The following is a 14,522-nucleotide window of genomic DNA, read 5'->3' as shown; positions in this document are numbered from 1 at the left end:
CGGCCTCATAGTTTTATATTTACAGGTGCAGTATTGATGCTTAAGAAATTTTTGCGGGACCCGCTTCTCATGTTTGTGGTGTTGGGCGTAGTGGTATTTGCGTTGTATTACAGCGTGGAAGATACCAGCCAGGAAGTGGTGGAATTAAGTGAAATTAACCGCAAAGTCTTTGCTGAACAGTTTGAAATGCTCACCGGCCGGGAAGCGACCGCAGAAGACCGGGAAAAAATAGAAAGTGATTATATTCAGGAAGAGGTGCTGTTCCGGGAAGCAATAAAAGCGGGCATGTACCTTACCGATCCGGAAGTGCGCTCGAAGCTTATTGAGGAAATGCGCTATCAGGTAACGGGGGCCATTCCAGAGCCCGAAGAAACCGAGCTGGTGGCGTATTACTTGGAACACATCGACCGCTATTTCGTTGAAGCCACTTATAGTTTTCGTCACGTTTACTTTGAACAGTTACCAGAAAACGCCGATGCCATTCTTGCGCAGTTGCAGGCGGGAGAAGAGGTTGCCGGTGATGAATTCTGGCGTGGTCGTGTATTGCCCAATTACGGTATCAGCATGATTCGCGGTATGTTCGGTAAAGCCTTTCTGGATGAACTGGGCACGCACATGGATGGGCAATGGTATGGCCCGGAAGAATCCCTGCTCGGCTGGCACTATGTGCTGGTGACTGGCGCCACTGAACGCTCGCCGCTGAGTTTCGACGAAGCACGTATGCAGGTCACTAACGACTACACGGTAGATAAACTGCAGCAATCGGTAGAAGACTACATCGACGGCTTGGGTGATGAATACAAAATCATTCGTCACAGCGGAGAATAAGTCGTGAGCAGAATATTCTCACTTTGCTCTGCGCTTATCTTTTCATTACTGATGCTGTTGGCGGGTTCCGCTACGGCAGATGTGTTCAACGCTGCAGAGTTTCGTCTTACCGATGATGAACACGGTGATGGCTATCGCTTCACTGCTCAGCTACCTACTTCTGTGGCGGTAACCGATATTCTTGAAGTACCCGAGAACTGTCAGGTTGAAGGTATCAACCAGCAACGCTTTGGTACAAATACCTTATTTACCTACGATATTGCCTGCTCAGGGCCACTGGCCGACGATGCGGTGATCATAACGCCCTGGTATCTCGATGGCGGCAAACTGCAGGTAAATACCCGAGATGATCAGTTTGCTACCACGCTGAAACGTTCTCTAAACACCATGGAAATTCCCATGGTGAAGGCTGGGCCGCTTACGTTAAGCGCAGAGGAAACAATAAAGCGTTACCTGTGGCAAGGCATGCTGCATATCTGGTTTGGCTGGGATCATCTGGCGTTTGTACTGTGCTTGTGTCTGCTGGCCAGTGGTTATCGATTATTGGGGCTTATCAGCACCTTTACGGTAGGGCATTCGCTTACACTGGCGCTGTCTTATTTTCAGGTGTTGCAGGTTCCAATCGCGCCCATTGAAGTACTGATTGCCCTGTCAATTTCGCTCATGGCCCGGGAAGCCATTATGCGTATGGGCGACCAACAAAAGGTGGCGATGACAGCCAGCATTGGTGTGGTCATTCTGTTCGGGCTGATCCATGGCTTAGGCTTTGCCAGCGCATTGTCTGAACTGGGTGTGCCGCAGAATGAAGTGGGCTTAGCCTTGTTGTTCTTCAACGTGGGTGTGGAAGTCGGGCAGGTGGTATTTATTGGCTTAGTGTATCTCGTCGGCCAGTTATTAAAAGATACCAAAGCGGACAGACCGGTGCGCTACAGCGCGCTGGCATTTGTCGGCACCCTGGGCATGTTCTGGGTGATTGAACGGATTAACGGATTTGGTGGCGGACTGCTTTAAGTCAGACGCCGCAATAATAAAAATTTAGAGGAATAAAGACCATGGCAAAGAAAAGATTGGGACTGCTGCTATTAGCCTGTCTGTTAAACAACCTGCCATTGCACGCCGCAGAAGAGAACAAAGCCGCGGAAACTCAGCCGTTACCGGCCTGGTTCCAGGAAAAAGTAAAAGGCATGTCGGAAGACGATCTTGCCGTATTACACACGCCCATGGTGGAAATGTTATTGGGCACCCGTGAGCGTTTCTTCGACTCCATGAAGGAAAAGTCGAAAGAAGAGATTGCAGCTTACATCGCGGGCATGAACCGGGTACGCAGCGACAGCTTGTTTAATCCAGAGAAAGACATGGCCTCGATTCCACTGAATACGGAATCTGAAATGTTTAATTCATGGAAAGTGGAGCGGCCGAAAAGCTTAAACCCCGAGCGCGAGCCGGGCCCGTTCTATCTTTCTCGCTACGCCACAGCTGGTCGTCAGCAACCCGGCGTGCAAACCTTTGTGGGCGCACCGGTGGCGATTTATCCTGACGACTTAATCGCCGGTAAAGTGGATGTGGCCATTGTTGGCGCGCCGCTGGACATGGGCTCTTACTATCGTGGTCAGCGTTTCGGGCCACAGGCTATCCGTTCCGGTCGTTACCGTGGTGGCATTGATATGGCCACGTTGGTCGACCCTAGCAAAGTGCTGAGCATTGCCGACTACGGCGACATTGCCATCGATAACATGAGTACCGAAATCTCTATTCAGCACGTACGCGAGCGGGTGCGAGAAATTGCTGAAACCGGCACCATTCCGTTCATTGTCGGCGGTGACCACTCGCTGGAATACCCGGATGTTGCCGCATTAGCCGATGTGCACGGCAAAGAGAGCTTTGGTGTGATTCACTTTGACTCCCATTATGATGCGGGTAAAGGCAGCGTGCACTGGATGACTCACGGGCAACCGGTTTATCGCATTGTGAAAGAAGGGCACGTTAATCCGGAAAACTATATTCAGGTGGGACTGCGCGGCCCGTGGCCAAGCCCGGAAGGGTTTGAATGGATGCGTAACAACGGCATGCGCTATCACACCATGGCCGAAGTCGAGAAGAAAGGCTGGGATGCGGTGGTAGAAGAAGCCTTAACCGAAGCGCGAAACGGCCCTGAGAAACTGTATATCTCGTTTGATGTGGATGTTATCGACCCGGCATTTATTCCTGGCACCGGCACACCGGTTCCTGGCGGTTTAACCATGCGTGAAGCCATTCCATTGGTGCGTGCACTGTGTGCAGAACACGATATCGTTGGCTTTGAACTGGTAGAGCTAGACCCGCTACTCGATCCAACATACCGTTCTGCGCTGAACGCCGGTTATATTATGCAGGCGTGCTTAACCGGTGTAGCCATGCGAAAAGAAGGCATCACCGACGGTAAATATCTGTCTGAATTGTCTACCGAGCACCATCAACCGCAAGCGGGTATCGAAGGCAAAAAAGCCGGTAAGCGTGAAGAAGTCGACCCGGATTTCGCTTATCCTCAGCGCTAATTAACCTTAGCTAGCTATCCCAACAAAAGCCGTCTGTAAGCACTACGCTCAGGCGGTTTTTTTTCGTTAAAACACTGTTCAGTTTTTCTACTACGTCATTTTACGGGGGAGATGACTTATTGTTCTGCAACACCCCGGATTTTATAGTCATTCTACGTCTTCTTTTAACGTAAGCTCCTATAACGTAAATGATTATGAAAGCGAAACTTGTTCCTCTGGTTGCCGCCACCCTGGCAGCCCTGTATTGCTCTACGTCGCTTGCCGCTGCAGATACCGAGGAGGCCATTGAAAAGCTGCCTCCTTCACTGCCAGGACAAGTCCACGCAAGAATTGATTCTGCCACACCGGGACTGATGCCGGTTAAGCCTCTCGAAGAGGTGCCAGACGATATTATGGCCATGCTAAACAAACTGCCTGAGGCAAAACGGGAGTTTGTGCTTAGCGGTAAAGGTGCTGGCGTGCTAAAGCCCGACATTATGTACGAATTACTGCGTAAAGCCTCTGCGGCTGAAGTGACTCAATATGTCGATACCATGATGGAAGTGTACGACCGGGTGCAGTACAAGAAAGGTCGCGACACCGACCAAATTGAAATGAATCGTTCAGCAGAAAATTACAATACTTGGCGCGTAAAGCGTCCGGCAGAGCTAGACCCTGAACGTGAACCTGGACCTATCTCACTAGGGCGGTATCTTGGCGGTGGTCGTTCTGGCATTCCTACGTTTGCTGGTGCGCCTGTGGCGAAAACGCCGGAAGATTTAAAAGCAGGGGAAGTGGATGTGGCCATTCTGGGTGCGCCATTAGACATGGGGTCGGGTTGGCGTGATGCCATTCATGGCCCACTGGCCATGCGTATGAATGGCCGTGGACTTGGCGGTACAGATGTATCTACCATGGTAAACCCCGGTGCGGTATTGAATATCGTGGATTACGGTGATGTCGCTATCGATCAATTAAGCACGGAGCGAAGCATGCAGGAAGTACGCAGCATGGTTCGCGAAGTAGCGGAAACCGGCACCATTCCGTTCATTGTCGGGGGCGATCACTCCCTCGAATATCCTAACGTAGCCGCCATGGCCGACGTTTACGGCAAAGGCAAAGTGGGCGTGGTGCATTTCGATGCGCACTTAGACACCGGTCGCGGCCGGGTGCACTTGCTTGACCACGGTCAGCCTATCTATCGGCTGATGAAAGAAGCCCACGTTCGCCCCGAAGATTACATTCAGGTGGGCTTACGTGCGCACTACAGCAAAAGCTACTACGAGTGGGAAAAAGAAATTGGTATGCATTATCATTCAATGGCGGAAGTTGAGCGCCGTGGCTGGGATGCAGTAATGGAGCGTGTGGTTGAAGAAGCGTCTACCAATACCGAGTATTTGTATGTGTCGTTCGACGTAGATGTGCTCGATCCCGGTTTCCAGTCGGGCACCGGCACACCGGTTTCTGGCGGCCTCACCATGCGTGAAGCCATTCCTATTGTGCGCCGTTTGTGTGCTGAAAGTAATCTGGTGGGTTTCGACATCGTTGAACTAGCCCCTGCGTTGGATGCCAGCTACGTAAGTACATTAAACGCTAACAGCATCATGTTTGCCTGCCTCACCGGTGTAGCCATGCACAAGAAGGGTATTAAGCAGAAGGGCTTTATCAGTGACCTGTCTTCTGAACACGGTCAGACCGACTACTACGGAGACAGCAAAGATGAAAAATAAGATCACCGTTTCTGGCCGTTTGGGCTTGATCAGCAGCGCAGTTGTCGTTGCCCTAACCCTAGGTGGCTGTGAGTCTACGGCGAAACCGGCAGCAGAAATGCCGGAAGTGACCATAAACGCGCACACCGAACTTTTTAATCAAACAGAAAAAGCGTTCATTGCTGATGCGCGAAGTTTGGCGATTTTTGGTCTCACTCCTGACAAAATGCAGGTGAAGCTTGCCGAGAAGTCGCCGGAAGAGGCTAAAAAGCTGGTTGCGGCGATGATGGCCACCCTGGCTCAGCGTAGTTATTCTTCGATTACACAGCCAACCAGCGATACCGATGAAAACGGTATTCACGAGCCCATGTCGATCATGGCTGACACCGGTATTGTGCCGCTAAACCCCGATGCGGGTGGCTACAATGGTCGCACTGTGTTGCAGCCTGCACTTTTCGATAAATACAAGCGTGAACCAGGCCCTTTCAGTCTTGACCGTTATCTTGACGAAAAAGGCGGGATCCCAACCTTCGCTGATGCGCCGGTGGCGATTCGCCGGGCCGATTTAGAAGCCGGGAATGTGGAAGTCGCTTTCGTCGGCGTACCGCTAGCGCTAAGCTCCGGCTGGCGTGACTCGAAAAACGCACCCACCATCATGCGCGGCATGTACGGACTTTCCGGCTATAACGTGAATGGCGGTGTGGATCCGTCGCTAGTACTGAATATTGCCGATTACGGCAATATTTCAGTAGACAATATGAGCCCGGAACTGAACGTTGAACACGTTGAAGAACAGCTTTCCGACATGATAGCGGCGGGCACAATTCCGTTTATTGTTGGTGGCGACCATTCGCTAATGTATCCCAGCGTAAAGGCGGTAACGGCAAGTTACCCTGAAGAGAGCGTAACGGTGCTGCATCTCGATGCTCATTACCGTGGCGAGCGTGGCCTCGACCATTATTATTCTGATATGCAGAGTGTGTCTAATTTGATTGAGCAGGATATTTTGCCTGGCAGTCAGTTGGTACAGCTTGGATTACGCGGAGCATCGCAGGATAAAGAAGCGCTGACCTGGTTACGTGAGCAGAAAGTGAAATATCACACCATGGCCGAAGTCGACAGCAAAGGCTGGGAGCCGGTGATGGAAGCGGCATTAAGCGAGCTGAAAGCGGGTAAAGGGAAAACCTTTATTTCCTTTGATATGAGCGTTGTCGATCCATCGCAAGTAAGCGGCGCGGGACAGCCGGTGGCGGGAGGCATTTCCGTTCGCCAGGCCATGACTACCGTACGCAGGGCCTGTGCGGAAACCGATGTGGCGGGTTTCGAACTACTGGGTATGGCGCCGTATCTCGACCTCACCTACAACTCCGCACTGAGTGCGAATCAAATCATGCACGCGTGTCTCACCGGCGTGGCCATGCGTAAGGAAGGCATAAACAAAACAAACTATGTCGACCCGATGGCCCTGTCCCACGGTGGCTAACTGCACGTCTGCAATCTGAAGCAAAAAAGAAGAGGCTGACGCCTCTTCTCTATTGTGTCTCCCTGTTAAAGCCCGTCAGAAATGATGGGCTTTGTTTATTTACAGGCTGCGAGATAATTTACATTGCTTTTCGACTGGCAAAGCTCAGTTTCAGAGTTGCGATAGATAAAGTCGCCGGTCCATGCGCCGCTGACGTTGGCTTCACGGGAAAGCGAAACCACTTTATCAATCACCAGGCTCATCGCTTTGGTAATGGTTTTATCTACGTGGGTGTTTATGTTCACTTCGCGCTTGAGCTCTTCATCTCGTAGTGGCACTAACTTAACCAGTCCATGCTCGGCTAAGTGATAGGCGGCTGAGGAAGGCACAATCATAAGTCCCTTGCCATCGGTAATCACACGTAGGGCGGTAGAAAGTTGACCAAATCCGGGCAGCAGTTTTAACTTCTTGCTGTGCTTGTCTTCCATGCTTTTTAGCACTTCGTATAGCGACTCTTTGTGGCCCGGTGTCATGATTTCCAGATTACACAGTGCATCAAAGGTCAGAGCATCGAGGGATAGGAGCTGCCGGTAGGTGTTGCATTTCCCTTTTGTACCCACCGCAAGATATAAATCTTCCCGCAGTAGCGGCTTACTCAGAATATTCGCTGTTGGCATTTCTTCTTTATAGCTCAGCGCAATGTCGATTTCTTTGTCGGCCAGGGCTTTATTGAGAATTTTAGAGGGCAGCGTGGTGATCTGCACTTTAATGTCGGGAAAAGACTCGCAAATATTTTCGATAAGAGGAATGGCGAGCACGTTACCAATAGCTTGGGTAAGTCCAAGGGAAACCGTGCCGCTGGGGTATTTTGCTAAATCGGTGATAACTGCTTTAGCATGAATCATCCGGTTAAGGAGCTCGGTGGCATGGGTGTAAAACAGCTGACCGCTTTCGGTTAGCTGCACGCCCTTGTAATTACGCTCAAACAGCGCGTTTTTTAATTCGTACTCTAAGTTCGCGAGTTGCTGGCTAATGCTGGGCTGAGCAACATCGAGCTCTCTGGCTGCTGCGGTAATGCTTCCGTGTTTAGCGGTGGCAACAAAATATTGAAGTTGCTTGAAGTTCATCAGTGATTCTCCATTTTACCGGTACACCGTTGTGCGTCCTGACAGTGTTTAGCCTCCGTAAAAAACCACTAATTCCACGGGTAATGGTCGGGCAGTGCTATCCCTCTTTTTTCCAGTCTCTTGCTGATATCACGGCGAAGTTTTACGAGATCTTCAGGGGGATTTTCCCGTAGTTTAGCAACCTGTTCGGCGGTGAACCTATAAGTTGAATTAGGGACACTTTCCGCGCCAAATGACGTAATTACATAGTTCATAATATCTGCTGCGTCCTGATCGCTAATTCCCGCGCTCATAACACCGCCTACATTCACCATGTACCAGGCACCTTCTTCGTCATACAAAAACGCCCCAATTCTAGGTGGCATCATTGGTACATCGGCTTCAATTTCTCCCTTGCCATCAAGGCCATGGCAACCGCCACAAAACAGCGCGTATTTGTTGGCTACCGGTGCATCTTCGGCAATGCCGTGAATAGAAGAAAGGTTGCTGTTAGCAAAAGTTGAAGCACTAAGCAGTAAGGCTGCCGGGAGCAGGGCGCGACTGAAAATTTTCAGCGTTATTGATTTCATTATTACCCTCCGATAAAGCCGGCCGAAGCCGGCTTAGTTTTAGAAATTACGTATTAAAATTTACGCAGTACCGACAATGGCAGCAACAGTACAGTGATAGGCGTTTTTGTTGTTCGCCATACACCAGTTAATACCGTTGTGCAGGCCAAGACGGTACCCCGGACGCTCACGCTCGTGATTACTACAACGACAGCCATTACAAGACATCTTGCCGCAACAGTCGTTATAGCTGATGAGGTAAGACTTTTCGTCGTCTGGGTTTTCACAGGTACCAATCCAAGACACTTTTGAGATGTCGCTGCCAGGAGGGCAGTCGGTTACTGAACCGCCGCAGCAAGTACATAAGGTGCCCGACAATGCACAGTAGCGCCAATAGTCGCACTGCTGATCGTCGGCGCTAAATGCGCTGTCACCTTTTTGTTCGAATTCTGCAGCAGCCGCTTCGCCAAAACGGTCGTAGGGCAACATGGGCACTACCGCCATGCCTACCATGGCTTGGCCGGCTTTAGCCAAAAAGCTTCGGCGACCGGAATTAGTAGCCTGGCGACGGACGGAACGTTCAGCCACGCTATCTAACTTGTCTTTAAGTTTAGATAAAATTTCTATCATTATTGTCTCCTTCGGGGTTATGCGTGGGCAGAAGTTTCCGCCTGCTCAATATAAGTTTGTACCGATGCAACACCCATTTCCTTGGCGTTGAACAGGCTTTCGATTTGTTCACGGTTGTTTACCAGACCTTTCGCCAGTACGTTGCCGTTTTCACCAATCAGCACCGCGAACGGCAGACGGCTAACGCGGAATGCCAGGCCCAACTCAGTAGACAGTAGGTAAGGGAACGCAGACAGCTTGTGCGACTCAATAAACTTCGCGTGCTCTTCTGCCTTGCCGTCGCTGGCCAATACCACGTTCAGCCAGGTACGCTCGTCGTTCTGAATTTTGTTCAGTAGCGGAATAAGCTTCTTACATACCGGGCAGGTAGGTGATAGGAAGAACAGCAAGGTGCTGTGCGACTGCTGACCACCTACACTTACCGCGCCAGTGCCACTTAATGACTGAATATCGAATTGCGGAGCAGGCTGGCCAACAGCGGGACCGCTATCGGTAACCAGTGCTCCTAATGGCGCTACACGTTCAAACAGAATGCCGGTTTGACGGGCCAGCGCCCACACGGCAACAACCAGTGCCAGCACCACAACGAAGAGAACACCAACAATAATGTCAATTGCTTCCATAATATTTTCCTTATTAACGTAACTTTGATACCACGATGTGGGCTTTAATTTTGAGAAGTTGTTCGAATAGCATGATGCCGCACCACAGCATGACGATGCTCAGCACGCAGGTGGCCGCAGGGGCAAAACCGCTGATTTGTTCAACCGGCAACAATGCCGCTGTTGCGGCAATAGCGGCATACACGCCGTTGCGCAGTAAATGCCACGGCGTAATACCCTGACCGGTACCGCCACAGCCACAGTCGATAGAAACCCGACCGCGTTTGAGGTTGATACCGATTGATGCAGCATAGGCCAGCAACATTGCCATAGCGCCTAATGCGCCTGCGCTTCGCAGCGACGGGACCAGCAGTGAAACGGTAATGGCCAGTTCAGCAATGATCACCAGCACGGTAACCGCAGGCACAGTGGCTTCAGGTAACAAACGGTAGTCCCGAATGATGCCCTGTGTTTCGAAAAAGTTGAGCAGCTTGCCTACCGCTGCTTTAGCAAAGATCAGTGCGATAAGACCGGCACTAATGGCGGATAACATGGCAATTCCGGAATCCATAAGCACTCCCTACAGCACAAACGCTGACGGACGGTCCATCTTCATGAACTTGTCGCGACGCAGGGTATAGGCAGCGTTAGGATCAACGAAATAGCGCACCAGACCGTGAGACTTGGTACCCAGGAACAAATACTTGCCATCTCCCGAGTAGTACTGCACAGAGATGCCGTCGGAAATGGTGCTGCGCGACACTATCTTGTTGGCTTTGTAGTCGTATACCCAAGCTTCGGTAGCCGGTTCGATGTGCGAGCCGTCCCAGGCTTCTTCCTGCATCAGGATATACAGGTAGCTGGTGCCTGGTATTTTGCTCATTAGCTGATAGCCGCTGGGCTTATAGTTGCCTGGCTCACCTTCAGGAACGATTTGCTTTTTGCTTTTCAGTACGGCGCGGTCGCCGCTGATATCGATGGTGTAGAAATTGCCGTTGAAGGAAACGAAGAACAGGGTGTCGCCATCACGCTCAGCAAAGACAAACAGTGGGTCTTGATCCACATCGAAAATCACGTCGCTACGCTTGGTGGAGTCGTATTCGCCAGAGTCTTTCACGGTAACCGTGGAAATACGGCCGTCACCACACAGAGCCGCAAAGCGGTCTTCGTCTTTCATCACCGGATACACGCCCCAGCAACCCGGTAGAGGCACTTCTGCAGCCTGTTCTTTGGCTTTCACATCAAACACGGTGACCGAGGTGGCCGGTGTCGCGTTTTGCATGAACAGCCACTTCTGCTTTGCTGAACCTTGCATGAAGGGGATTTGCATGCCGGTCATGGCAAGTTTGTCGGTAATAGGCACTTCCAAAGTGGGCTCTAGAGTTTCTAAGTCCCAAAAGCGGATGTTGTCGTGCTTGGCACCCTCACGACCTTTATCGTAGTAAGTGCGGGTGGTGTAGAGCGTTTTTTTATCCAGCGACATCACTTTCTGCGTCGCTTCTGAAATGGTGCCCTGATGAGTGAAATCTTCAGGGTTGATCACATGAGAGCGTTCCCACTCCGACACAATGATGTGCGGGGTGTCAGGGAGCTTTTCGACTTTGCCGACTTTCTCAATAGCCAGTTCGGCACTGGCTGAATGCACGATAGCCGCGGCAGAAAGTGCCGAACAAACCGTGATGAGCTTGCGTAGTTTCATAGTGTTCCTCTTTTTATGAAGGGCGCGCAGCAAATCTGCGCTATGTTCCTGTTTTAACTGCCTGAAATAACGGGTTATCAAAATGTGTATTCAACGCTGCCGTATAGCGTTCGTGGTGTTCCCATTTTGTATGAGCCACTGTCGGTTTCGCTGGTACTGATGGCCGACAGGTAGTCCTCATCCAATAGGTTGTAAAAAGCTAACTGGAAGCGCATGTTGGCGAACTTACCGGTATCGTCGCCTACCCAGCCTACAGAGCCGTTTACTAGCGTGTAGGCATCGGTTTCTTCGGTATTAATGGCGTTGGCCCAGCGACTGCCGGTGTATTTCACATCCATGTTGAAAAAGTAGTTATCACCCTTCCATGCAGCTACCAGACTGCCGCTCACTTTCGGTTGGTCGAAAATGTATTTGCCTTCAACCGGGATCAGCACATCGGTGTCGGTATCGGCGTCGTAAGTGAAATAGTCGTTTTTATACTTGGAGCTGTTGTAAGAAAGCGACGCGGTAAACTTCCATTGGTTATCAGGGCGATATTCACCTGATAACTCCGCACCGTACGTTTCCATGTCACCTACGTTGGTGTACGCCGAGCCGGAAATGGTTTGAATATTCCGCGACGCGATAGACACAATGCGATCCTGATAATCAATGCTGTACAGCGCGAGGTATCCACTCCAATTCTCGCCGCTGGTGCGCACACCAATATCAATATTGGTAGATTGCTCAGGTGAGATATCCGGGTTAAACACCGTGGAAACCAGTGCGGCGCTTGGCGCGCCGGCGTAGTTCTCAGCGTAGTTCGCAAACACCTGAGTATCCGGTGTAACGTAGTAGCTCACACCGGCCTGCGGCTGAAACAAGTCTTCATTTTTCACGTCAAAATCGCGGTAGGTGTTGGAGTTGTAGTCAGTCAGGTTCGCGATACCCTCAAAGTGACGGTCTACGGTGAGTGCTTTAGCGCCCACTTCCACCGTGAGGTCGTCGTTTAAGAAACGCATGGTGTCTTTGATGTAAAAGTTCGCCGTTTGCGTGGAGAAATGACGGTCGTAGCTCCAGCCAATGATTTCATTAGTGATGGTGCCGTCGACCAAACTGGAGTTTTGCAGCGGCAGATTCGGGTCGTAATCGTAGTCTTCATACCAGCCACCGAAAGCGAGTGTATTGGTGGCAGAGATATCCCACACTGCATTGACCGTGGTACCGTAGCGTTCGCCGGGACGCTGACCATTGCGCTGGGCCATGATGCCGTTCGGTTCATATTCGATATCAGTGCGACCGCCGGCAATGGCGCTGTCGTACAATGACTGGGCGTTAGCCGGGGTTACTGAGAACCAGGCGTAGCCATGCTTCTTCTCGTAATAAGGTGTCACTTTCAGATTGAAGTTTTCGGTGAGCCAGAAATTCCCTTCCAGGTTATAAAGCCAGGTACGGCGGCCGTTACGCCAATACTCGTAATACATCCAGTCGATTTCCGGATCGCCGGTTAGGCCATCGAGAATGGTCCACCAGGCTGCAGGATTGCCGTCGAGGTCGTATTCCATGTAATCGTGGTCGTCGCGATTGTCCCAGGTCATGCGGAAAGTCAGGCTATTGTCGTCCCAGCTTTGTTTAATCTTCGCTTCAACGTGATCGTTAGACAGCGTGGCGTTATCAATTTCGAAGGTGTTGGAACGCAAGCGTGCACCTGAGATATAAGCCGTTGGACCGCCATCCCATAGTTCGCCGGTATCCACACGGATAAAGCTGCGCTGGAAATTGTAAGAGCCCACGGTAAATGAGGCTTTTCCGCCGACTTCATCTTCAGGATCACTACTGAAATAACGAATAGCACCACCCAGCGCGTGTTGCGTTGGCTGACTCACATCCCCCGAACCTGGAGACACTTCTACGCCCGCTAAGTTTTCACTCAGCACATAACGCATAATAGTGCCGCCTTCGCTGTTGTTGACGGATTCCAGCGGCACACCATCTACCGTCACACCTAACTGTCCAGCGTTAAATCCGCGAATGGAAATGGTGTTAATGAGCTCGTACATGCCGTATGGATCAGACGTTTGAACGGTAACGCCGGGTAAGTCTTTCAATAAGTTTTGTGGCGCAATCCCCGGTGCTTGTGCTTCGATATACTCGTTGGTAATCGCTGCCGTCGTGCGGGTTGTTTTGGCGCCGATAACACTGATTTGCTCGATGTCGCTATCGTCGGGTAGGCCAGCAGCGTCGGCTTCTTCGGCGTTTGACTGCATGGCGGTTAGTGCGAGGCCTATCGCAGTAACCAGTTTAAGCTTTTGTCTTTGTTTCAAAAATGCTGATGTGCTTTCTTTCATGGCAATACCTGTTTCAATTTTTTGTGTAAAGGTATGCCTGCAGTAGTCGTTTACCGTACTAGATAACCTCTTGAGTCTATTGATTCGCATTGCCAGGACAATTCGTGTTCTTCTTATTTCCCTGCAGACCGAACTTGCCGTATCACAAACCACATACTCCTCGTGAGACAGACATGATTACCATGACAATCCGAAAGGAAACTGTGAAGAATCATTCCCCTATGGCCGGACAAGTAAAAAACTATGTACGTCAAATACCCCCCATTTTTTGAAAATGAAAGAATGACCTGCGCGGCTATTTATGAATGTAGAAAACTGAACTGGTGTGTAATTGCAGTGTTTTTATTGTGTAAATTTCGCGATGAAAGGAATGAAATTGAGGGCGACTAGCACAAAATATGAATATAAAAGGGGAAGTTAATATTTACCATATGAATTAATGTAGGGTTATTTATGCGTTATTTTAATGAGTTTAAATTAGACTAAAGTCGAATTCTTATGATCGGGAAAGCAAGAGGGATGAAATTGTTAGTTTGATTAAATACTTGATTTTTATGTGTTAAATGTCTTTTTGAAAGATGTGTTCGTCGATTGACGTATATTGCTACTGAATAAATATGTGTAATTTTCCAATATTCAAGCGGAATTATCACCACAAATTAATACGCCGCATTGCACAATAGAGGATCAAATCGACGATGATACGCAGCTTAACAATATTGGGTTTATTGATGTTTGGTTCGTTCGCCAAGGCCGAGAGCGATGATAAGGGGGCCGAGGTTTATAATCAGGCTTGTGTTATGTGTCACGCTGCGGGTATTTCCAACGCCCCGTTGGTGCACAATCAGGAACAATGGAATGAGAGAAAAGAGAAAGGCATGGACGTGTTACTCAAAAATGCGATTTCAGGTATCAACCAAATGCCACCGCGGGGGCTTTGCATGACCTGCAGCGATGAAGATTTGCAGGCAGCGATTGATTATATGATGTCTTCCCAGCAGTAAAGAAGCTTAACCAGCGAGAGTCGGGCAGTTTCATAATCATCATTCATTGTCACAAGGATTTTGCTATTATTCG

General features: G+C 50.1%; 13 protein-coding genes. 6 read left to right on the top strand and 7 right to left on the bottom strand.

Annotated elements, in window-relative coordinates; translation table 11 throughout:
* Window positions 1-36 precede the first annotated feature (36 nt).
* The 5 genes from ACXAFQ_RS14905 (at window position 37) to ACXAFQ_RS14885 (ending at window position 6,533) form a co-directional block, all read left to right on the top strand.
* Window positions 37-828 carry a peptidyl-prolyl cis-trans isomerase gene (locus tag ACXAFQ_RS14905; protein WP_474823993.1) on the top strand — a complete coding sequence of 264 codons (792 nt, stop codon included), beginning with the start codon at window positions 37-39 and terminating at the stop codon, window positions 826-828.
* A 3-nt stretch (window positions 829-831) separates the two neighbouring features.
* Window positions 832-1,839, top strand: a complete 1,008-nt coding sequence (locus tag ACXAFQ_RS14900; RefSeq protein WP_474823991.1) for a HupE/UreJ family protein — start codon at window positions 832-834, stop codon at window positions 1,837-1,839.
* 41 nt (window positions 1,840-1,880) lie between these two features.
* On the top strand, window positions 1,881-3,362 hold the full coding sequence (locus tag ACXAFQ_RS14895) for an agmatinase family protein (protein WP_474823989.1): 1,482 nt from the start codon (window positions 1,881-1,883) through the stop codon (window positions 3,360-3,362).
* A gap of 194 nt (window positions 3,363-3,556) precedes the next feature.
* Window positions 3,557-5,071, top strand: a complete 1,515-nt coding sequence (locus tag ACXAFQ_RS14890) for an agmatinase family protein (protein ID WP_474823987.1) — start codon at window positions 3,557-3,559, stop codon at window positions 5,069-5,071.
* Complete coding sequence (locus tag ACXAFQ_RS14885; RefSeq protein WP_474823985.1) at window positions 5,061-6,533, top strand: agmatinase family protein; 1,473 nt, start codon at window positions 5,061-5,063, stop codon at window positions 6,531-6,533. The genes ACXAFQ_RS14890 and ACXAFQ_RS14885 overlap by 11 nt, the downstream gene beginning before the upstream one ends.
* Before the next feature lie 95 nt (window positions 6,534-6,628).
* Here ACXAFQ_RS14885 and ACXAFQ_RS14880 read toward each other — a convergent pair whose 3' ends face one another.
* The 7 genes from ACXAFQ_RS14880 to ACXAFQ_RS14850 all read right to left on the bottom strand — a co-directional run bounded on the left by ACXAFQ_RS14880 (window position 6,629) and on the right by ACXAFQ_RS14850 (window position 13,445).
* Window positions 6,629-7,639 carry a LysR family transcriptional regulator gene (locus ACXAFQ_RS14880; RefSeq protein WP_474823982.1) on the bottom strand — a complete coding sequence of 337 codons (1,011 nt, stop codon included), beginning with the start codon at window positions 7,637-7,639 and terminating at the stop codon, window positions 6,629-6,631.
* A gap of 68 nt (window positions 7,640-7,707) precedes the next feature.
* On the bottom strand, window positions 7,708-8,208 hold the full coding sequence (locus tag ACXAFQ_RS14875; protein ID WP_474823980.1) for a c-type cytochrome: 501 nt from the start codon (window positions 8,206-8,208) through the stop codon (window positions 7,708-7,710).
* Between the two features lie 60 nt (window positions 8,209-8,268).
* Entirely contained in the window at window positions 8,269-8,817 is a 549-nt protein-coding gene (locus ACXAFQ_RS14870; RefSeq protein ID WP_070126007.1) for a methylamine dehydrogenase light chain, read from the bottom strand.
* Window positions 8,818-8,834: 17 nt separating this feature from the next.
* Window positions 8,835-9,440, bottom strand: a complete 606-nt coding sequence (locus tag ACXAFQ_RS14865) for a thioredoxin-like domain-containing protein (RefSeq protein WP_070126006.1) — start codon at window positions 9,438-9,440, stop codon at window positions 8,835-8,837.
* A gap of 13 nt (window positions 9,441-9,453) precedes the next feature.
* Window positions 9,454-9,990: a MauE/DoxX family redox-associated membrane protein gene (locus ACXAFQ_RS14860; protein WP_474823977.1), complete on the bottom strand. Its 537-nt coding sequence runs from the start codon at window positions 9,988-9,990 to the stop codon at window positions 9,454-9,456.
* A 9-nt stretch (window positions 9,991-9,999) separates the two neighbouring features.
* A complete protein-coding gene (locus ACXAFQ_RS14855) occupies window positions 10,000-11,118 on the bottom strand; it encodes an amine dehydrogenase large subunit (protein WP_474823975.1) in 1,119 nt (372 codons plus the stop codon).
* 77 nt (window positions 11,119-11,195) lie between these two features.
* Window positions 11,196-13,445 carry a TonB-dependent receptor gene (locus ACXAFQ_RS14850; RefSeq protein ID WP_474823972.1) on the bottom strand — a complete coding sequence of 750 codons (2,250 nt, stop codon included), beginning with the start codon at window positions 13,443-13,445 and terminating at the stop codon, window positions 11,196-11,198.
* A 698-nt stretch (window positions 13,446-14,143) separates the two neighbouring features.
* On the opposite strand from ACXAFQ_RS14850, the gene ACXAFQ_RS14845 reads away from it, so the two are divergent.
* Window positions 14,144-14,449, top strand: coding sequence for a c-type cytochrome (locus tag ACXAFQ_RS14845; RefSeq protein ID WP_474823970.1), 306 nt, complete (start codon window positions 14,144-14,146; stop codon window positions 14,447-14,449).
* Window positions 14,450-14,522 lie beyond the last annotated feature (73 nt).

The organism is Alteromonas sp. ABH2_165 (genome assembly GCF_056159945.1).
Note: the sequence above shows the minus strand (reverse complement) of the source record. Positions and strands in the feature narration are given on the sequence as shown.

What these genes read in the sequence shown, in the direction of transcription:
- ACXAFQ_RS14905 (WP_474823993.1), top strand. Translation starts at nt 37, where the DNA reads ATGCTTAAGAAATTTTTGCGGGACCCGCTTCTCATGTTTGTGGTGTTG.
- ACXAFQ_RS14895 (WP_474823989.1), top strand. Translation starts at nt 1,881, where the DNA reads ATGGCAAAGAAAAGATTGGGACTGCTGCTATTAGCCTGTCTGTTAAAC.
- ACXAFQ_RS14885 (WP_474823985.1), top strand. Translation starts at nt 5,061, where the DNA reads ATGAAAAATAAGATCACCGTTTCTGGCCGTTTGGGCTTGATCAGCAGC.
- ACXAFQ_RS14860 (WP_474823977.1), bottom strand. Translation starts at nt 9,990, where the DNA reads ATGGATTCCGGAATTGCCATGTTATCCGCCATTAGTGCCGGTCTTATC.
- ACXAFQ_RS14880 (WP_474823982.1), bottom strand. Translation starts at nt 7,639, where the DNA reads ATGAACTTCAAGCAACTTCAATATTTTGTTGCCACCGCTAAACACGGA.
- ACXAFQ_RS14845 (WP_474823970.1), top strand. Translation starts at nt 14,144, where the DNA reads ATGATACGCAGCTTAACAATATTGGGTTTATTGATGTTTGGTTCGTTC.
- ACXAFQ_RS14850 (WP_474823972.1), bottom strand. Translation starts at nt 13,445, where the DNA reads ATGAAAGAAAGCACATCAGCATTTTTGAAACAAAGACAAAAGCTTAAA.
- ACXAFQ_RS14855 (WP_474823975.1), bottom strand. Translation starts at nt 11,118, where the DNA reads ATGAAACTACGCAAGCTCATCACGGTTTGTTCGGCACTTTCTGCCGCG.
- ACXAFQ_RS14870 (WP_070126007.1), bottom strand. Translation starts at nt 8,817, where the DNA reads ATGATAGAAATTTTATCTAAACTTAAAGACAAGTTAGATAGCGTGGCT.
- ACXAFQ_RS14875 (WP_474823980.1), bottom strand. Translation starts at nt 8,208, where the DNA reads ATGAAATCAATAACGCTGAAAATTTTCAGTCGCGCCCTGCTCCCGGCA.
- ACXAFQ_RS14865 (WP_070126006.1), bottom strand. Translation starts at nt 9,440, where the DNA reads ATGGAAGCAATTGACATTATTGTTGGTGTTCTCTTCGTTGTGGTGCTG.
- ACXAFQ_RS14890 (WP_474823987.1), top strand. Translation starts at nt 3,557, where the DNA reads ATGAAAGCGAAACTTGTTCCTCTGGTTGCCGCCACCCTGGCAGCCCTG.